The sequence below is a fragment of the Nocardia sp. CA-135398 genome, from assembly GCF_050955845.1.
Taxonomy (GTDB): Bacteria; Actinomycetota; Actinomycetes; order Mycobacteriales; family Mycobacteriaceae; genus Nocardia.
In genome coordinates, this window is sequence record NZ_CP192084.1 from 1,541,545 (window position 1) to 1,555,103 (window position 13,559).

At 66.4% G+C, this 13,559-nt stretch carries 11 protein-coding genes; 9 read left to right on the plus strand and 2 right to left on the minus strand.

The window, feature by feature from the left end; genetic code table 11:
- Nucleotides 1-229: 229 nt before the first annotated feature.
- The 6 genes from typA to ACQP1T_RS06940 all read left to right on the plus strand — a co-directional run bounded on the left by typA (nucleotide 230) and on the right by ACQP1T_RS06940 (nucleotide 7,089).
- Nucleotides 230-2,128, plus strand: a complete 1,899-nt coding sequence (gene typA / locus ACQP1T_RS06915; RefSeq protein ID WP_433759106.1) for a translational GTPase TypA — start codon at nucleotides 230-232, stop codon at nucleotides 2,126-2,128.
- A 141-nt stretch (nucleotides 2,129-2,269) separates the two neighbouring features.
- Nucleotides 2,270-4,003 carry an ABC transporter family substrate-binding protein gene (locus ACQP1T_RS06920; RefSeq protein WP_433762023.1) on the plus strand — a complete coding sequence of 578 codons (1,734 nt, stop codon included), beginning with the start codon at nucleotides 2,270-2,272 and terminating at the stop codon, nucleotides 4,001-4,003.
- Nucleotides 4,000-4,872 carry an N-acetyl-1-D-myo-inositol-2-amino-2-deoxy-alpha-D-glucopyranoside deacetylase gene (gene mshB, locus ACQP1T_RS06925; RefSeq protein WP_433759107.1) on the plus strand — a complete coding sequence of 291 codons (873 nt, stop codon included), beginning with the start codon at nucleotides 4,000-4,002 and terminating at the stop codon, nucleotides 4,870-4,872. Before ACQP1T_RS06920 ends, mshB begins: the two co-directional genes overlap by 4 nt.
- A 96-nt stretch (nucleotides 4,873-4,968) precedes the next feature.
- Nucleotides 4,969-6,435: an amino acid permease gene (locus tag ACQP1T_RS06930; protein ID WP_433759108.1), complete on the plus strand. Its 1,467-nt coding sequence runs from the start codon at nucleotides 4,969-4,971 to the stop codon at nucleotides 6,433-6,435.
- A gap of 20 nt (nucleotides 6,436-6,455) precedes the next feature.
- Nucleotides 6,456-6,614, plus strand: a complete 159-nt coding sequence (locus tag ACQP1T_RS06935; RefSeq protein ID WP_169338103.1) for a hypothetical protein — start codon at nucleotides 6,456-6,458, stop codon at nucleotides 6,612-6,614.
- Nucleotides 6,615-6,687: 73 nt separating this feature from the next.
- On the plus strand, nucleotides 6,688-7,089 hold the full coding sequence (locus tag ACQP1T_RS06940) for a hypothetical protein (RefSeq protein WP_433759109.1): 402 nt from the start codon (nucleotides 6,688-6,690) through the stop codon (nucleotides 7,087-7,089).
- Between the two features lie 11 nt (nucleotides 7,090-7,100).
- On the opposite strand, the gene ACQP1T_RS06945 is transcribed toward ACQP1T_RS06940, so the two are convergent.
- A complete protein-coding gene (locus ACQP1T_RS06945) occupies nucleotides 7,101-8,576 on the minus strand; it encodes a PH domain-containing protein (RefSeq protein WP_433762025.1) in 1,476 nt (491 codons plus the stop codon).
- A gap of 56 nt (nucleotides 8,577-8,632) precedes the next feature.
- On the minus strand, nucleotides 8,633-9,130 hold the full coding sequence (locus ACQP1T_RS06950) for a PH domain-containing protein (protein ID WP_433759110.1): 498 nt from the start codon (nucleotides 9,128-9,130) through the stop codon (nucleotides 8,633-8,635).
- Nucleotides 9,131-9,294: 164 nt separating this feature from the next.
- On the opposite strand from ACQP1T_RS06950, the gene ACQP1T_RS06955 reads away from it, so the two are divergent.
- The 3 genes from ACQP1T_RS06955 (at nucleotide 9,295) to dapC (ending at nucleotide 13,542) form a co-directional block, all read left to right on the plus strand.
- A complete protein-coding gene (locus tag ACQP1T_RS06955; protein ID WP_433759111.1) occupies nucleotides 9,295-11,898 on the plus strand; it encodes a bifunctional FO biosynthesis protein CofGH in 2,604 nt (867 codons plus the stop codon).
- Between the two features lie 190 nt (nucleotides 11,899-12,088).
- The gene (fdxA, locus tag ACQP1T_RS06960; protein ID WP_040695137.1) at nucleotides 12,089-12,412 is read left to right on the plus strand and encodes a ferredoxin; all 324 of its coding nucleotides are present in this window, start codon (nucleotides 12,089-12,091) and stop codon (nucleotides 12,410-12,412) included.
- A 26-nt stretch (nucleotides 12,413-12,438) separates the two neighbouring features.
- Complete coding sequence (gene dapC, locus ACQP1T_RS06965) at nucleotides 12,439-13,542, plus strand: succinyldiaminopimelate transaminase (RefSeq protein ID WP_433762027.1); 1,104 nt, start codon at nucleotides 12,439-12,441, stop codon at nucleotides 13,540-13,542.
- Nucleotides 13,543-13,559: the final 17 nt, after the last annotated feature.

A 13,559-nucleotide genomic window follows, 5' to 3' on the forward strand; every position in this document is an offset into this window, starting at 1 on the left:
GGTTGGTTAGCATACCCTTAGCGGAGTGCGTGGTCTGCGACCCACTCGGATGCCGGTACTGTGTAACTGGCCGCAATGCCCGGTGAGTATCGATTCTCCACCTGTTTGCAGGGAGCCCGGCGTGAGCGTCAGGACCCGGAGGAGGAAGCCTGCGTAACCACGCAGGGTCCCGATCCCGCCAACATCAGTTGCAGCCGACGTCAACACCCAACAGCAGGAGGATTGAGGCGTGTCGTCTGCACGCGATTTTCGCAACGTCGCCATCGTGGCCCACGTCGACCACGGTAAGACGACGCTGGTCGACGCCATGCTGCGCCAGTCCGGCGCCTTCGCCGAACGCGCCGAGCTCGTCGATCGTGTGATGGACTCCGGTGACCTGGAGCGCGAGAAGGGCATCACCATTCTCGCCAAGAACACCGCGGTGCACCGGCACCATCCGGACGGTTCGGTCACCGTGATCAACGTGATCGATACCCCCGGCCACGCCGACTTCGGTGGTGAGGTCGAGCGCGGTCTGTCCATGGTCGACGGTGTCGTGCTGCTGGTCGACGCGTCCGAGGGACCGTTGCCGCAGACCCGCTTCGTGCTGCGCAAGGCGCTGGCCGCGAAGTTGCCGGTCATCCTGGTGGTGAACAAGACCGACCGCCCCGACGCCCGCATCGAAGAGGTCGTCGAGGAGAGCCACGATCTGCTGCTCGACCTGGCCTCCGATCTGGACGACGAGGCAGCCGAGGCCGCCGAACTCGCGCTGGATCTGCCGGTCCTGTACGCCTCCGGGCGTGAGGGCAAGGCATCCAAGGAGCGTCCCGAGAACGGCAGCGCCCCGGCCGCGGAGAACCTGGACGCGCTGTTCGACGTGCTGCTGGAGAACATCCCGGCGCCCAAGGGCGATCCGACCGCGCCGCTGCAGGCGCACGTCACCAACCTCGACGCCTCGGCCTTCCTCGGTCGGCTCGCGCTGGTCCGCATCTACAGCGGTGAGTTGCGCAAGGGACAGAACGTCGCCTGGATGCACGCCGACGGGGTCAAGCAGGTCAAGATCACCGAGCTGCTGCAGACCATCGGAGTCGAGCGTCAGCCCGGTGAGGTCGCGGTGGCCGGTGACATCGTCGCCATCGCGGGCATCCCGGACATCATGATCGGCGACACCCTCGCCGATATCGACAATCCCGTTGCGCTGCCGCGCATCACGGTCGACGAGCCCGCCATCTCGGTCACCATCGGCACCAACACCTCGCCGCTGGTCGGCCGGGTGCAGGGCCACAAGTTGACCGCACGCATGGTGAAGTCGCGGCTGGACTCCGAACTGGTCGGCAATGTCTCGCTGCGTGTGCTCGATATCGGCCGCCCCGATGCCTGGGAGGTGCAGGGCCGCGGCGAGCTGGCGCTGGCCATCCTGGTGGAGCAGATGCGTCGCGAGGGCTTCGAGTTGACCGTCGGCAAGCCACAGGTGGTCACCAAGCAGGTCGACGGCAAGGTGCACGAGCCCTACGAAGAGCTGACCATCGACTGCCCCGACGAGTACCTCGGCGCGATCACCCAGCTGCTGGCCGCCCGCAAGGGCAAGATGGTCCAGATGAACAACCACGCCGCCGGTTGGGTGCGGATGGAGTTCATCGTTCCCTCGCGCGGCCTGATCGGCTTCCGCACCGACTTCCTCACCGAAACCCGCGGCACCGGCATCGCCAACGCGGTCTCGCACGGCTACGCACCGTGGGCCGGTGAGATCCGGGCCCGCCACACCGGATCCCTGGTCTCCGACCGCGCGGGCTCGGTGACCCCGTTCGCGATGATCCAGCTCGCCGATCGCGGTCAGTTCTTCGTCGAGCCGGGTGCGGACACCTACGAGGGGCACGTCGTCGGCATCAACCCGCGCGCCGAGGATCTCGATATCAATGTCACCCGCGAGAAGAAGCTGACCAATATGCGCAGCTCGACCGCGGATGTGATGGAGACGCTCGCCAAGCCGCTGCAGCTCGACCTGGAGGCGGCGATGGAGTTCTGTGCCGCCGATGAATGTGTCGAGGTCACCCCGGAGATCGTGCGGGTGCGCAAGGTCATCCTCGGTGCCACCGAACGCGGTCGCGAACTGTCGCGACGGAAGGCTCGGGACCGGGCTGCGCTGTAAGGCATGGGGCCTTTTCGGCAGGCTCGTGAGCGAGCGCGGCGAGTGAACCGATGCCACAGCGCGATCCGCGATCTACTTGGCCGAGCGACAGCGCGGCCAAGTAGAGTGCGGCACGTGAGCTCGGGGGCTATACGACGCGCGATGCTGATCATGATGGCGGCCTCCTCCGTGGTGCTCGCCAGCTGCACCGCGAATCCGCCACCGCCGATCGAGAGCACCGACAGCCCGAAGACGACACCGGCCAAGCCCGGTAAGAACACCGTCGTGGTGGCCATCGATGACATCGGCATCGGATTCAATCCGCATCTGCGCTCCGATCAGTCACCGGCCACCGCCGCGGTGAGTTCGATGGTGCTGCCGAGCCCGTTCCGGCCGGTGCCGAATCCCGCGGTGCCCGGCGCCTCCGAATGGGTGCCCGATACCGCGCTGGTCGTCTCGGCCGAGGTGACCGCGCAGGAACCGTTCACCATCACCTATACCCTGCGCAACCAGGCGAACTGGTCCGATGGTGCGCCGATCGCGGCGGAGGACTTCCGGTTCCTGTGGCAGCAGATGATCACCCAGCCGGGTGTCGTCGATCCGGCGGGTTATCGGCACATCGCCGATATCAGCTCCTCCGGCGGCGGCAAGACGGTCACCGTCACGATGACCGAGGCTTATCCGGCCTGGCGTGAGCTGTTCACGAATCTGCTGCCCTCGCATCTGATCAAGGATCAGCCCGGCGGGTTCGCCACCGGGCTGGTCGAGGGAGTTCAGGTGTCGGGCGGCAACTTCCGGATCAAATCGACCGACCGCGGACGCGACGAGATCCTGCTCGAACGCAACGATCGGTACTGGGGCACCCCGGCAGCGCCGGATCAGATTCTGTTGCGCCGCGGCGGAACTCCCGCGCAGCTGGCCGATTCGCTGCGCACCGGTGATGCGCAGATGGCGCTGGTGCACGGCGGTGTCGCGACCCAGGCGCAGCTGGCCGCGATCCCATCGGTGCGCACCGTGATCATGCCGCAGTCGCGTGAGCTGCAATTCGTGATCAATGGGCGCAGTGGCGATCTCAGCGATCCTCGGGTGCGACGCGGGGTGACCGCGCTGATCGATCCGACGCTGCTGGCCACCGTCGCCGGGCAGACCGGCGGCTGGGTCGAGCCGGTGCGCGCGCAGATCCTGCCTCCATCGGATCCCGGGTACGCGCCCACCGCGCCGCCGCGGCCGTCCGCGGAGGAGGCGTTCGCGCTGCTGGGTGAGGCGGGTTACGGTCGGGCTCCCGAGACGCCGCCGGTGCAGTCGCCGACCTCACCCGCGCCGCAGCCCCGTTCGGTCGCGAAAAACGGTAAGGCACTGGCGATTCGGATCGGCGCGGTGACCGGTGACGCCACCGCGCTGGCCGTCGCCAATACCGCCGCGGACCAATTGCGCAGTGCCGGAATCGATGCCAGCGTGCGCAGTCTCGCGGCCGATGCCCTCTACGGCAAGGAACTCACCGAGGGCGGCGTCGACGCCATTGTCGGCTGGGAGGTCGCCGGTTCGGATCCGGCCACCGTGCTCGCATCGCGCTACGGCTGTCCGCCGGTGGATACCGGTGCGAGCAACGGGGATTCGCAGACCGCCGTCGAGGCGGCCAAGAAGGCCCCGAGCAATCTGTCCGGCATCTGCGATCCCGGGCTGCAACCCCCGATCGACGAATCATTGCGCGGTGTCGAGGTCGGCCGGGCGCTGGCCGAGGCCGAGCCGCGGCTGTGGGCATTGGCGACGGTGCTGCCGATCGTGCAGGACAATGTGGTCGCCGCATCCGGGCCGCGGGTCGACGGTGCGTCGTTGAGCGGTGCCATTCAGGTCGGCATCTTCGGTGATGCGGCGATGTGGCGCAGGATCCCATGACCGGTGGACTGCTGCTGGTGCACGCCCACCCGGACGACGAGTCCATCACCACCGGGGGCACCATCGCGCACTACCGCCGTCGTGGCGTACCGGTGACGGTGGTGACCTGCACCCTCGGCGAAGAGGGTGAGGTCATCGGAGACGAATGGGCCCTGTTGACCGCCGAGCACGCCGATCAGTTGGGCGGCTACCGGATCGCGGAGCTGACCACGGCGCTGGCCGCGCTACAGGCCGGACCGCCGCGCTTCCTCGGCGGCGCGGGCCGCTGGCGCGACTCCGGTATGGCGGGCACCCCTGCCGCGGAGCATCCGCGGGCCTTCGTACATTCCGGTGCCGCCGCGGTGGAGGCGCTGACCGCGATCGTGCTCGAACTGCGGCCCGAGGTGGTGATCGGCTACGACCCGCGCGGCGGCTACGGGCATCCCGACCATATTCGGGCGCACTGGGTCACCTCGGCGGCGGTGACCGCCGCGGCCGAACAGGGCTGGGACACCCCGAAGTTCTATTGGACGGTCACCGACGCCGATATGTTGCGCCTGCACACCGAGGCGCTTGCCCGGCGGACCGTGGCGGGGTTGCCCGGCGCATTGCCGCGCGGTTGGCGTTTGCCCGCCGCGGGGGAACTCGCGAGCGTGCCGAGTCATACGGTGACGACAACCATCGATGTGTCCGATTCGCTGGCCGCGAAGCGAGCGGCATTGCGGGCGCACGCCACACAGGTGACCGTCGCGCCGTCGGGGCGTGAGTTCGCGCTGTCCAATAATGTCGCGCAGCCGGTGCTTCCGGAGGAGCACTTCGTCTTGGTCCGTGGTACGCGCGGTCCGGTGGGGGCGGACGGGCGTGAACACGATTTGTTCGCTGGGCTTTAGTTCCAGCCATTGCCTGAGGGTTGCTGTGGCGGTCGTTTTCGACGGCTAGTACGGTCTTCGTGGTTTCGGACATCGATGTGGAAGGCATAGCGGTTCATGACAGCGGTCGACGACAAAGCTCACCTCAGCATCGAGGATCACGGGTACCACAAGAGCCTCAAACCGCGTCAGCTGCAGATGATCGCCATGGGCGGCGCGATCGGCACCGGCCTGTTCCTGGGTGCGGGTGGTCGGCTCGCGAGTGCTGGACCAGGGCTGTTCCTGGTCTACGCGGTCTGCGGTGTATTCGTATTCTTCATTCTGCGCGCGCTCGGTGAGCTGGTGCTGCATCGGCCGTCATCCGGTTCGTTCGTCTCCTATGCCCGCGAATTCTTCGGTGAGAAGGCCGCATTCATTGCCGGATGGATGTACTTCCTGAACTGGTCGATGACCGGAATCGCCGATACCACCGCGATTGCCCAATATTTTCACTACTGGGCCGGATTCACTCATATTCCGCAGTGGGTGCTCGCGTTCATCGCGCTGGTGCTCGTGCTCGGGGTCAATCTGGTCTCGGTCAAGTGGTTCGGTGAGATGGAATTCTGGGCCGCGCTGGTCAAAGTTGCCGCGCTGAGCGCCTTCCTGATCATCGGCACGGTATTCCTGATCGGCCGGTTCACCGTCAAGGGTGCGTCGACCGGTCCGAGCATCGTCACCGATCACGGCGGACTGTTCCCGACCGGGATCCTGCCACTGGTCGTAGTCACTTCGGGTGTCGTATTCGCTTATGCCGCCGTCGAATTGGTCGGCACCGCGGCGGGGGAGACGGAGAATCCGGCGCAGATCATGCCGCGCGCGATCAATTCGGTGATCCTGCGGATCGCGGTCTTCTACGTCGGTTCGCTCGTGCTGCTGGGACTGCTGCTGCCCTACACCAGCTACAAGTCCGGCGAGAGCCCGTTCGTCACCTTCTTCACCATGCTCGGGGTGCCCGGCATCGGCAGCATCATGAACGTGGTCGTGCTGACGGCCGCATTCTCCAGTCTGAACGCGGGCCTGTACTCCACTGGACGCATTCTGCGGTCGATGTCGATGAACGGCAGCGCGCCCGAGTTCACCGGGGTGATGGGCAGCAACGGTGTGCCCTACGGCGGCATCATGCTGACCAGCCTGATCGCGCTCTGCGGTATCGCGCTCAACGGCGTTGTGCCCGAGCGCGCCTTCGAGATCGTGCTGAATATGGCCTCGCTCGGCATTATCGCGTCCTGGGCCACCATCGTGCTGTGCCAACTGCAGCTGTGGCGCTGGTGGAAACAGGGCAAACTCCAGCGGCCGCAGTTCCGCATGTGGGGTGCGCCGTGGACCGGCCTGATCACGCTGGTATTCCTGTTCTTCGTGGTGGTGCTCACCGGCGTCGACTATCCGGTCGGCACTTGGACCGTCGCCTCGCTCGTGGTGCTCATCCCGGCGCTGATCATCGGCTGGTTCGCCGCCCGCAAGCGGGTGCTCGCGATCGCCCGGATGCGTCAGGGCTACACCGGAGAATTCCCGGTCGTCGCAAACATCCCCATCGAAGGTGACTGATTTCGGCTTAGACTCCGGTCATGTACAACTGGGATCTGCAGAACGCCATCGCTGCCTTCGTGGACAGCCTGCGCCCTGGGGCGCAGCAACAGCACGACCTCTACATGTCGGTGCTGTACGCGTTCGTCGATATGCAGAGCCATCTGCTCACCCTGCTCGGCTTCCCGCCGGTCGCGTGAGCGAGCGACAGCGAGTGAACGATCGACACAGCGCGCCGTGGATGGCGGAGCCGAGCGCTGGCCAGGCGGAGGCGTGAACGTCACCTTCGACAAGGCAACGGACCGCACCTTCGGAGCCCGTGCGAATCTGCCGCTCGGCCCGGTCATCATCGCCGTCCTGGTCGTGGACGGCCTGATCACCCTCGCCCTGGAGGTCCTCTACCTCCCCACATACATCAACACCGTCGCCTTCCCGCTGTCCGCGGTGCTGGCCGGGGTGATCAACGTGCTACTGGTAATGGGAGTCCGCTCCATAACCCACCGGGTAGGCGCGATGATCCTTCCCCTCGCCGCCTGGACCCTCGGTTTCCTGACCTGCTCCTTCACCGGCCCCGGCGGCGACATCATGCTGGGCAGCGACTGGCGCACCCTGCTGTTGCTGTTCTGCGGATTGGTCCCGCCCCTGCTCTACATCTACATCCGAAGCAATGCGTGAACCGATCGGCGTCAGCGGCGGCCGAGGCGGCCGGGTGTGGCTGCTTCGATGAGGGTCCAGGCCTGGTCGAGTGGTATGTCGACGACTAGGTAGCGCTTTTTACCGGCTGCGGTGGCGGCGACGACGGTGGCGATGCCGGAGCGGCGCTGCCAAAAGGATTGGCGGACAGTCCAACCGATAATGCCGGGGGCCTCGAGACAGTCGCGGTCCCGGTCGAGCGAGCCGGAGCGGGTGATGAGCCAGGCCGGACTGCTGTCGGTGGCGGGCAGGACGGCGTGGCCGAGTCCGCGGTAACGGTCCGCGGCCAGTGCGGCCCCGATCAGGGCCGTGAGTGTGGGCAGCAGCCACCACCAGAGTGGAAACTCCGCTCCGGCAAGGGAATTCATCAGCATCAGGGCCGCGAGGACTGCGATCGGGCCGAGCGCGCGGGTGTACCGACGGCGGCGCGCGATCGGGCCGTGCGCGATCAACGGTGCGGTGCTCACCGTCGCCTCATCGGGATGCCTGGCACCCGATGGTGCGAGCAATTCCGCGAGGGTGCGCTCGATCGCGGCGCGCGGCGCCTGGGGCAGGATCTTCTGACGCGGGCTCTGACCGGTCATGATGGCTTCGAGCTCGGCGGCACCGGCCATCCGCAGCAGCAGCGGCTCATTGACGGTCGCGCCGCGGAATCGAGCCAGATCGAGGGTGATCTGTCTGGTCGTGAACAGTCCGTGGCGCAGATGCAGTGTGCGCTGGTTATCGAGCACCCGCAGCCCGAAATACGTTGTCAGATAACGCGCACAGGCCGCCAGGCTGACAATCACCACGATCGCGCCGACCAGCAGTGCGATGGCGACAGCGATGCGGACCGCGCTGCCGTCCTCGATATTGTGCACCGTGTCCGAACTGAACACGATCTGGTCGAACCCGTACTGAAATGCCAGACCGACAATGGGCGCGATGATCGCGAAACCGGTCAGCGACAAGGGCGCGTAACGCACCCAGCTGGGTTGCCAATGACCGATCTCGCGGGTGTTCCCGGACACCGGCAGGTCTTTGCGGAGATTCGGAACCTGTTGTCCAGCAGCAGGTTCCGGTGAAACAGCGGTATGCGCGAGCAACACCGACCGCAATTGCGGCAGCACAACCGCATCCAACGCGTCGAGCTTGAACTTCTCACCCGAATCCGCGTGCTGCCCAGTACCTATCGCCAACACCGCGAGCCCGAGTATCCGATGCAGCAGATCGGCCTCGATATCGACCGATCGGATCCTCGACCGCGGTACCGACAGTTTCTTGCGCTGAATCAGCCCGGTCCGCAACTCGACATGCGTCGGCCCGACTCGATAGGTAGTGGTGAACCAGCGTGTCAGCGCGAAGCCGACGATCGCCGCCAAAGCGATGAGCCCCCAGAGCGGATTGCCGGTATTGGTGCCGAGGATCACCGACCCGATCAGCACCGGGATGAACTTCACGACCTCGTTGACGGGGTGCACCAACAACATTCGCTTATCCAGCCGCAACCACGGCTGCTCGAGATCGGGCTCGGGTAGGTATGAACTCACGTCGCGTCCCCGCGGTGCAATGCGGCGATCTCGGTCAGCCGCTTGACGGTCTGTTCGGCGACCGGCAGATCGAGCTCGGAGATCCGCACCGCACCGGCCGAGGACGCCGTCGTCACGGTCACCGTCGCCAGCCCGAGTAATCGCTCCAGCGGTCCGCGCTCGGTATCGACGGTCTGCACCCGGGAGATGGGCGCGACCCGGCTCTCCACCGTCAACCAGCCCACCCGGGTGTATACCGCGTCGTCGGTCACCTCCCACCGATGCACCGCATACCGCCACAGCGGCATCACCCCGATGCTCACCGCCGCTAGCACGATGGCCACCGCGGACACCACCAACTGTGCACCTCGACGCTCGGCGTCGACCACCACCCAGACGATCAGCGCCAGCACCGGAATCATCCACCCCATCGCGGCCTGAATCGTCCACAACAGCTTGGCCTTGATGCTCGGACGCCAAGCCGGATCGGCCATGATCGTGCGCGGCTGCGACATGCTTGCCATGGTTGCACGTCCCCGGCGTGGCCGTCTCTGTCCTCCGCCCCAACCCGCCTACCTGCACGGGAATATTCGCCCCGGCCATCCGGAATACTGCGCCGAACCCCGCAGTTATCACCGCTCACAGGCACTGGAGGGAGACAGCCCAGGATGTGTAGCGCATGATCGAGGGCGTGACCGAGCTAGCGACCCCGCACGTCCCGCCCGCACCGCCAACGCCGTCGGCCATGCGCCGCGCGCTGCGGCGGGCCCGCGACGGTGTGACACTGAATGTGGACGAGGCGGCGGTACTGCTGCACGCACGCGGTGACGACCTCGTCGACCTGTGCCGCAGCGCCGCCCGGGTGCGCGATGCCGGACTGGAATCGGCGGGTCGGCCGAAGACCATCAGCTATTCGCGCAATGTCTTCATCCCGCTGACCAAGCTCTGCCGGGACAAATGCCACTACTGCACCTTCGTCACGGTGCCGGGCAAGTTGCGCGCCGAGGGCAAGGGCATGTTCCTCGAGCCCGACGAGGTGCTGGAGATCGCGCGGCGCGGCGCCGAGCTCGGCTGCAAGGAGGCCTTGTTCACCCTCGGTGACCGGCCCGAGGATCGCTGGCCGGAGGCCGCGCAGTGGCTCGACGAACGCGGTTACGACTCCACGCTGGACTACCTGCGCGCCGTCTCGATCATGGTGCTCGAGGAGACCGGTCTGTTGCCGCATCTGAATCCGGGCGTCATGAGCTGGGAGGAAATCTCGCGGCTCAAACCGGTGGCGCAGTCCATGGGAATGATGCTCGAGACCACCGCCACCCGCCTGTTCACCGAAAAGGGCAACTGCCACTACGGAAGTCCGGATAAGGATCCGGCGGTGCGGCTGCGCGCCATCACCGACGCCGGTCGGCTTTCGGTGCCCTACACCACCGGCATTCTGGTCGGCATCGGCGAAACGCTGACCGAGCGGGCCGAGTCGATCATGGCGATTCGCAAGCAGCACAAGGCGTTCGGGCATATTCAGGAAGTGATCATCCAGAACTTCCGCGCCAAGGACGACACCGCCATGCGCGATGTTCCCGACGCCGGTATGGAGGAGTTCCGGGCGACCATCGCGGTCACCCGATTGCTGCTCGGCCCCGACGTTCCGGTGCAGGCGCCACCGAATCTGGTGTCGCACGAGGAATGCCGGGCCCTGATCGATGCGGGCATCGATGACTGGGGCGGCGTCTCGCCGGTCACACCCGACCATGTGAATCCGGAGCGGCCCTGGCCGAACCTCGATACGCTGCGCGAGATCACCGAGGCCGCGGGCTATCAACTCGTCGAACGCACCTCGGCGCACCCGAAATACGTGCGCGCGGGCAACCCGTGGGTCGATCCGCGCATCGGCGCACACGTCGCCGCGCTCACCGATCCGAAAACCGGTCTGGCGAATCCGGATGCGATTCCGGTCGGCCTGCCCTGGCAGGAACCGGATGAGTCGTGGGAATCCGCGGGCCGCGTCGACCTCAATACCTCGATCGACACCGAGGGCCGAAATACCGAGAGCCGCAGCGATTCCGCGCTCGGCCAGGATGTCGTCGGCGCCTTCGGCGACTGGGACACCATTCGCGAACAGGCCCGTGACCTCGCCGTCGCGGCGCCCGAGCGACTCGATTCCGATGTGCTCGCCGCGCTGCGGGCCGCCGAAAACGATCCGGCCGGGCTCACCGACGCCGAATACCTCGCATTGGCAACGGCCGACGGTCCGGCACTGGACGCGGTGGCCGCACTCGCCGATCAACTGCGCCGCGACGTCAACGGCGACGATGTCACCTACGTGGTGAACCGGAATATCAACTTCACCAATATCTGCTACACCGGCTGCCGCTTCTGCGCGTTCGCCCAGCGCAAGGGCGATGCCGACGCCTTCACCCTGAGCATGGACGAGGTCGCCGACCGTGCATGGGAGGCGCACGTCGACGGCGCGACCGAAATCTGCATGCAGGGCGGCATCGACCCGGACCTCCCGGTCACCGGCTACGCCGATCTGGTGCGCGCGATCAAACAGCGGGTGCCGTCGATGCATGTGCACGCGTTCAGCCCGATGGAGATCGTGAACGGCGCATCCCGCGGCGGACAGAGCATCCGCGACTGGCTGGTCGCGCTGAAGGAAGCCGGACTGGACACGATCCCCGGTACGGCCGCGGAAATCCTCGACGACGAGGTGCGCTGGGTGCTCACCAAGGGCAAATTGCCCACCTCCGCCTGGGTCGAGGTGATCACCACCGCACATCAGGTGGGCGTGCGTTCGAGTTCCACGATGATGTACGGCCATGTCGACAATCCGAAGCACTGGGTCGGACATCTGCGGGTGCTGCGCGGAATCCAGGACGAGACAGGCGGTTTCACCGAATTCGTGCTGCTGCCGTTCGTGCATCAGAGCGCACCGCTGTACCTGGCCGGTGCAGCGCGACCGGGTCCGACCATTCGGGACAACCGCGCGGCGCACGCTCTCGCGCGGATCATGTTGCACGGCCGCATCGATAACATCCAGACCAGCTGGGTGAAACTCGGCACAGCGGGCACCCGCATGATGCTCAACGGCGGCGCCAACGATCTGGGGGGTACCTTGATGGAGGAGACCATCTCCCGGATGGCCGGATCGCAACACGGTTCCGCCAAGACCGTCGCGGAACTCGCCGAGATCGCCGAGGGCATCGGCCGTCCGGTGCGCGAACGGACCACTACTTATGGGGTACCACCACGGAAGATCTCCGCGGCGCTGCCACTGACGGTGGGCTAGTCGATACCAGATTCTCGGTTGTCGTGCTCGGAGTATTCGCAAAGGCGCGGATGCCAGGGATGTTTCATATCCAGCGAGCGGTATGCGGTACGAAGTTAGTTAGGGCAGGCTGACCGGGAGTAACCTGGGTTGCCGGGATAGTGTGACGCCGGGCGGAGTATCCCCGTGAGGACAGACTAGGAGAGCGGCAGTGCCGTACATCATCGCTGAACCGTGCGTTGACGTGAAGGACAAGGCATGCATCGAAGAGTGCCCCGTGGACTGCATCTACGAGGGTGGTCGCATGCTGTACATCCATCCCGACGAGTGCGTGGACTGTGGTGCATGTGAGCCGGTGTGCCCGGTGGAGGCGATCTTCTACGAAGACGACACCCCGGACCAGTGGAGTGGCTATGTGAACGCCAATGTCGACTTCTTCGACGAGCTGGGTTCGCCCGGCGGTGCGACGAAGGTCGGCAAGGTGGACTACGACCCGCCGTTCATCAAAGAGCTGCCGCCGATGGCGACCGAATGAGTAATAGGGACTGAGTGAGTTCTGCTGTGTCACCGCGTCGCCGGGTCAGCGCTCTGCTGCCCGATTTTCCCTGGGACACCATCGCGGCGGTGAAGGCCGAGGCCGCCGCGCATCCGGACGGGATCGTCGACCTTTCGGTCGGCACCCCGGTCGATCCGGTGGACCCGCTGATCCGGGCGGCGTTGAGTTCGGTCGCCGAGGTGCCCGGTTATCCGACCACGCACGGCAGGCCCGAACTTCGGGTCGCGGCGGTCGACGCGCTGAAGCGGCGCTACGGGATCACCGGACTCGATCCGGCCGCGGTGCTGCCGGTGATCGGCACCAAGGAACTGATCGCCGGGCTGCCGCGGCTGCTCGGCCTCGGTGCGGACGATCTGGTCGTCATCCCGGAGGTCGCCTACCCGACCTACGAGGTGGGTGCGCTGCTGGCCGGTGCCAAGGTGGCGCGAGCGGACGGGCTGACCCAGTTGGGTCCGCAATCGCCTGCCCTTATCTATGTGAACTCCCCGTCGAACCCGACGGGGAAGGTGCTCGGTGTCGAGCATCTGCGCAAGGTGGTGCAGTTCGCGCGTGAGCGCGGCGCGATCGTGGCCTCCGACGAGTGCTACCTCGGTCTGGCCTGGGAGGGGCGAGCCGTCTCCATCCTCGATCCGGAGGTATGCGACGGCGACCACACCGGCCTGCTCGCCGTGCACTCGCTGTCGAAGACCTCCAACCTGGCCAGCTACCGCGCCGGATTCGTGGCGGGCGATGCCGAACTCGTGGCCGAACTGCTCGAGGTGCGCAAGCACTCCGGCATGATGGTGCCGTTCCCGATCCAGGCGGCCATGACCGCCGCGCTCGGTGACGACGCGCACGAGGCATTGCAACGTGAGCGCTACCGTGCGCGTCGCGCGGTACTGCGAAAGGCCTTGCTGAACGCCGGTTTCCGCATCGATCACTCCGAAGCTGGCCTGTATCTGTGGTCCACCAGGGGCGAGCCGTGCCGCACCACCCTGAACTGGCTGGCCGAGCGCGGCATCCTCGCCGCACCGGGCGACTTCTACGGGCCGGGCGCGGGGGAGTACGTGCGCATCGCACTGACCGCATCCGACGAACGCATCGAGGCCGCGGCGAAACGCCTGAGCTGACACGTCCCGCGGTCGTC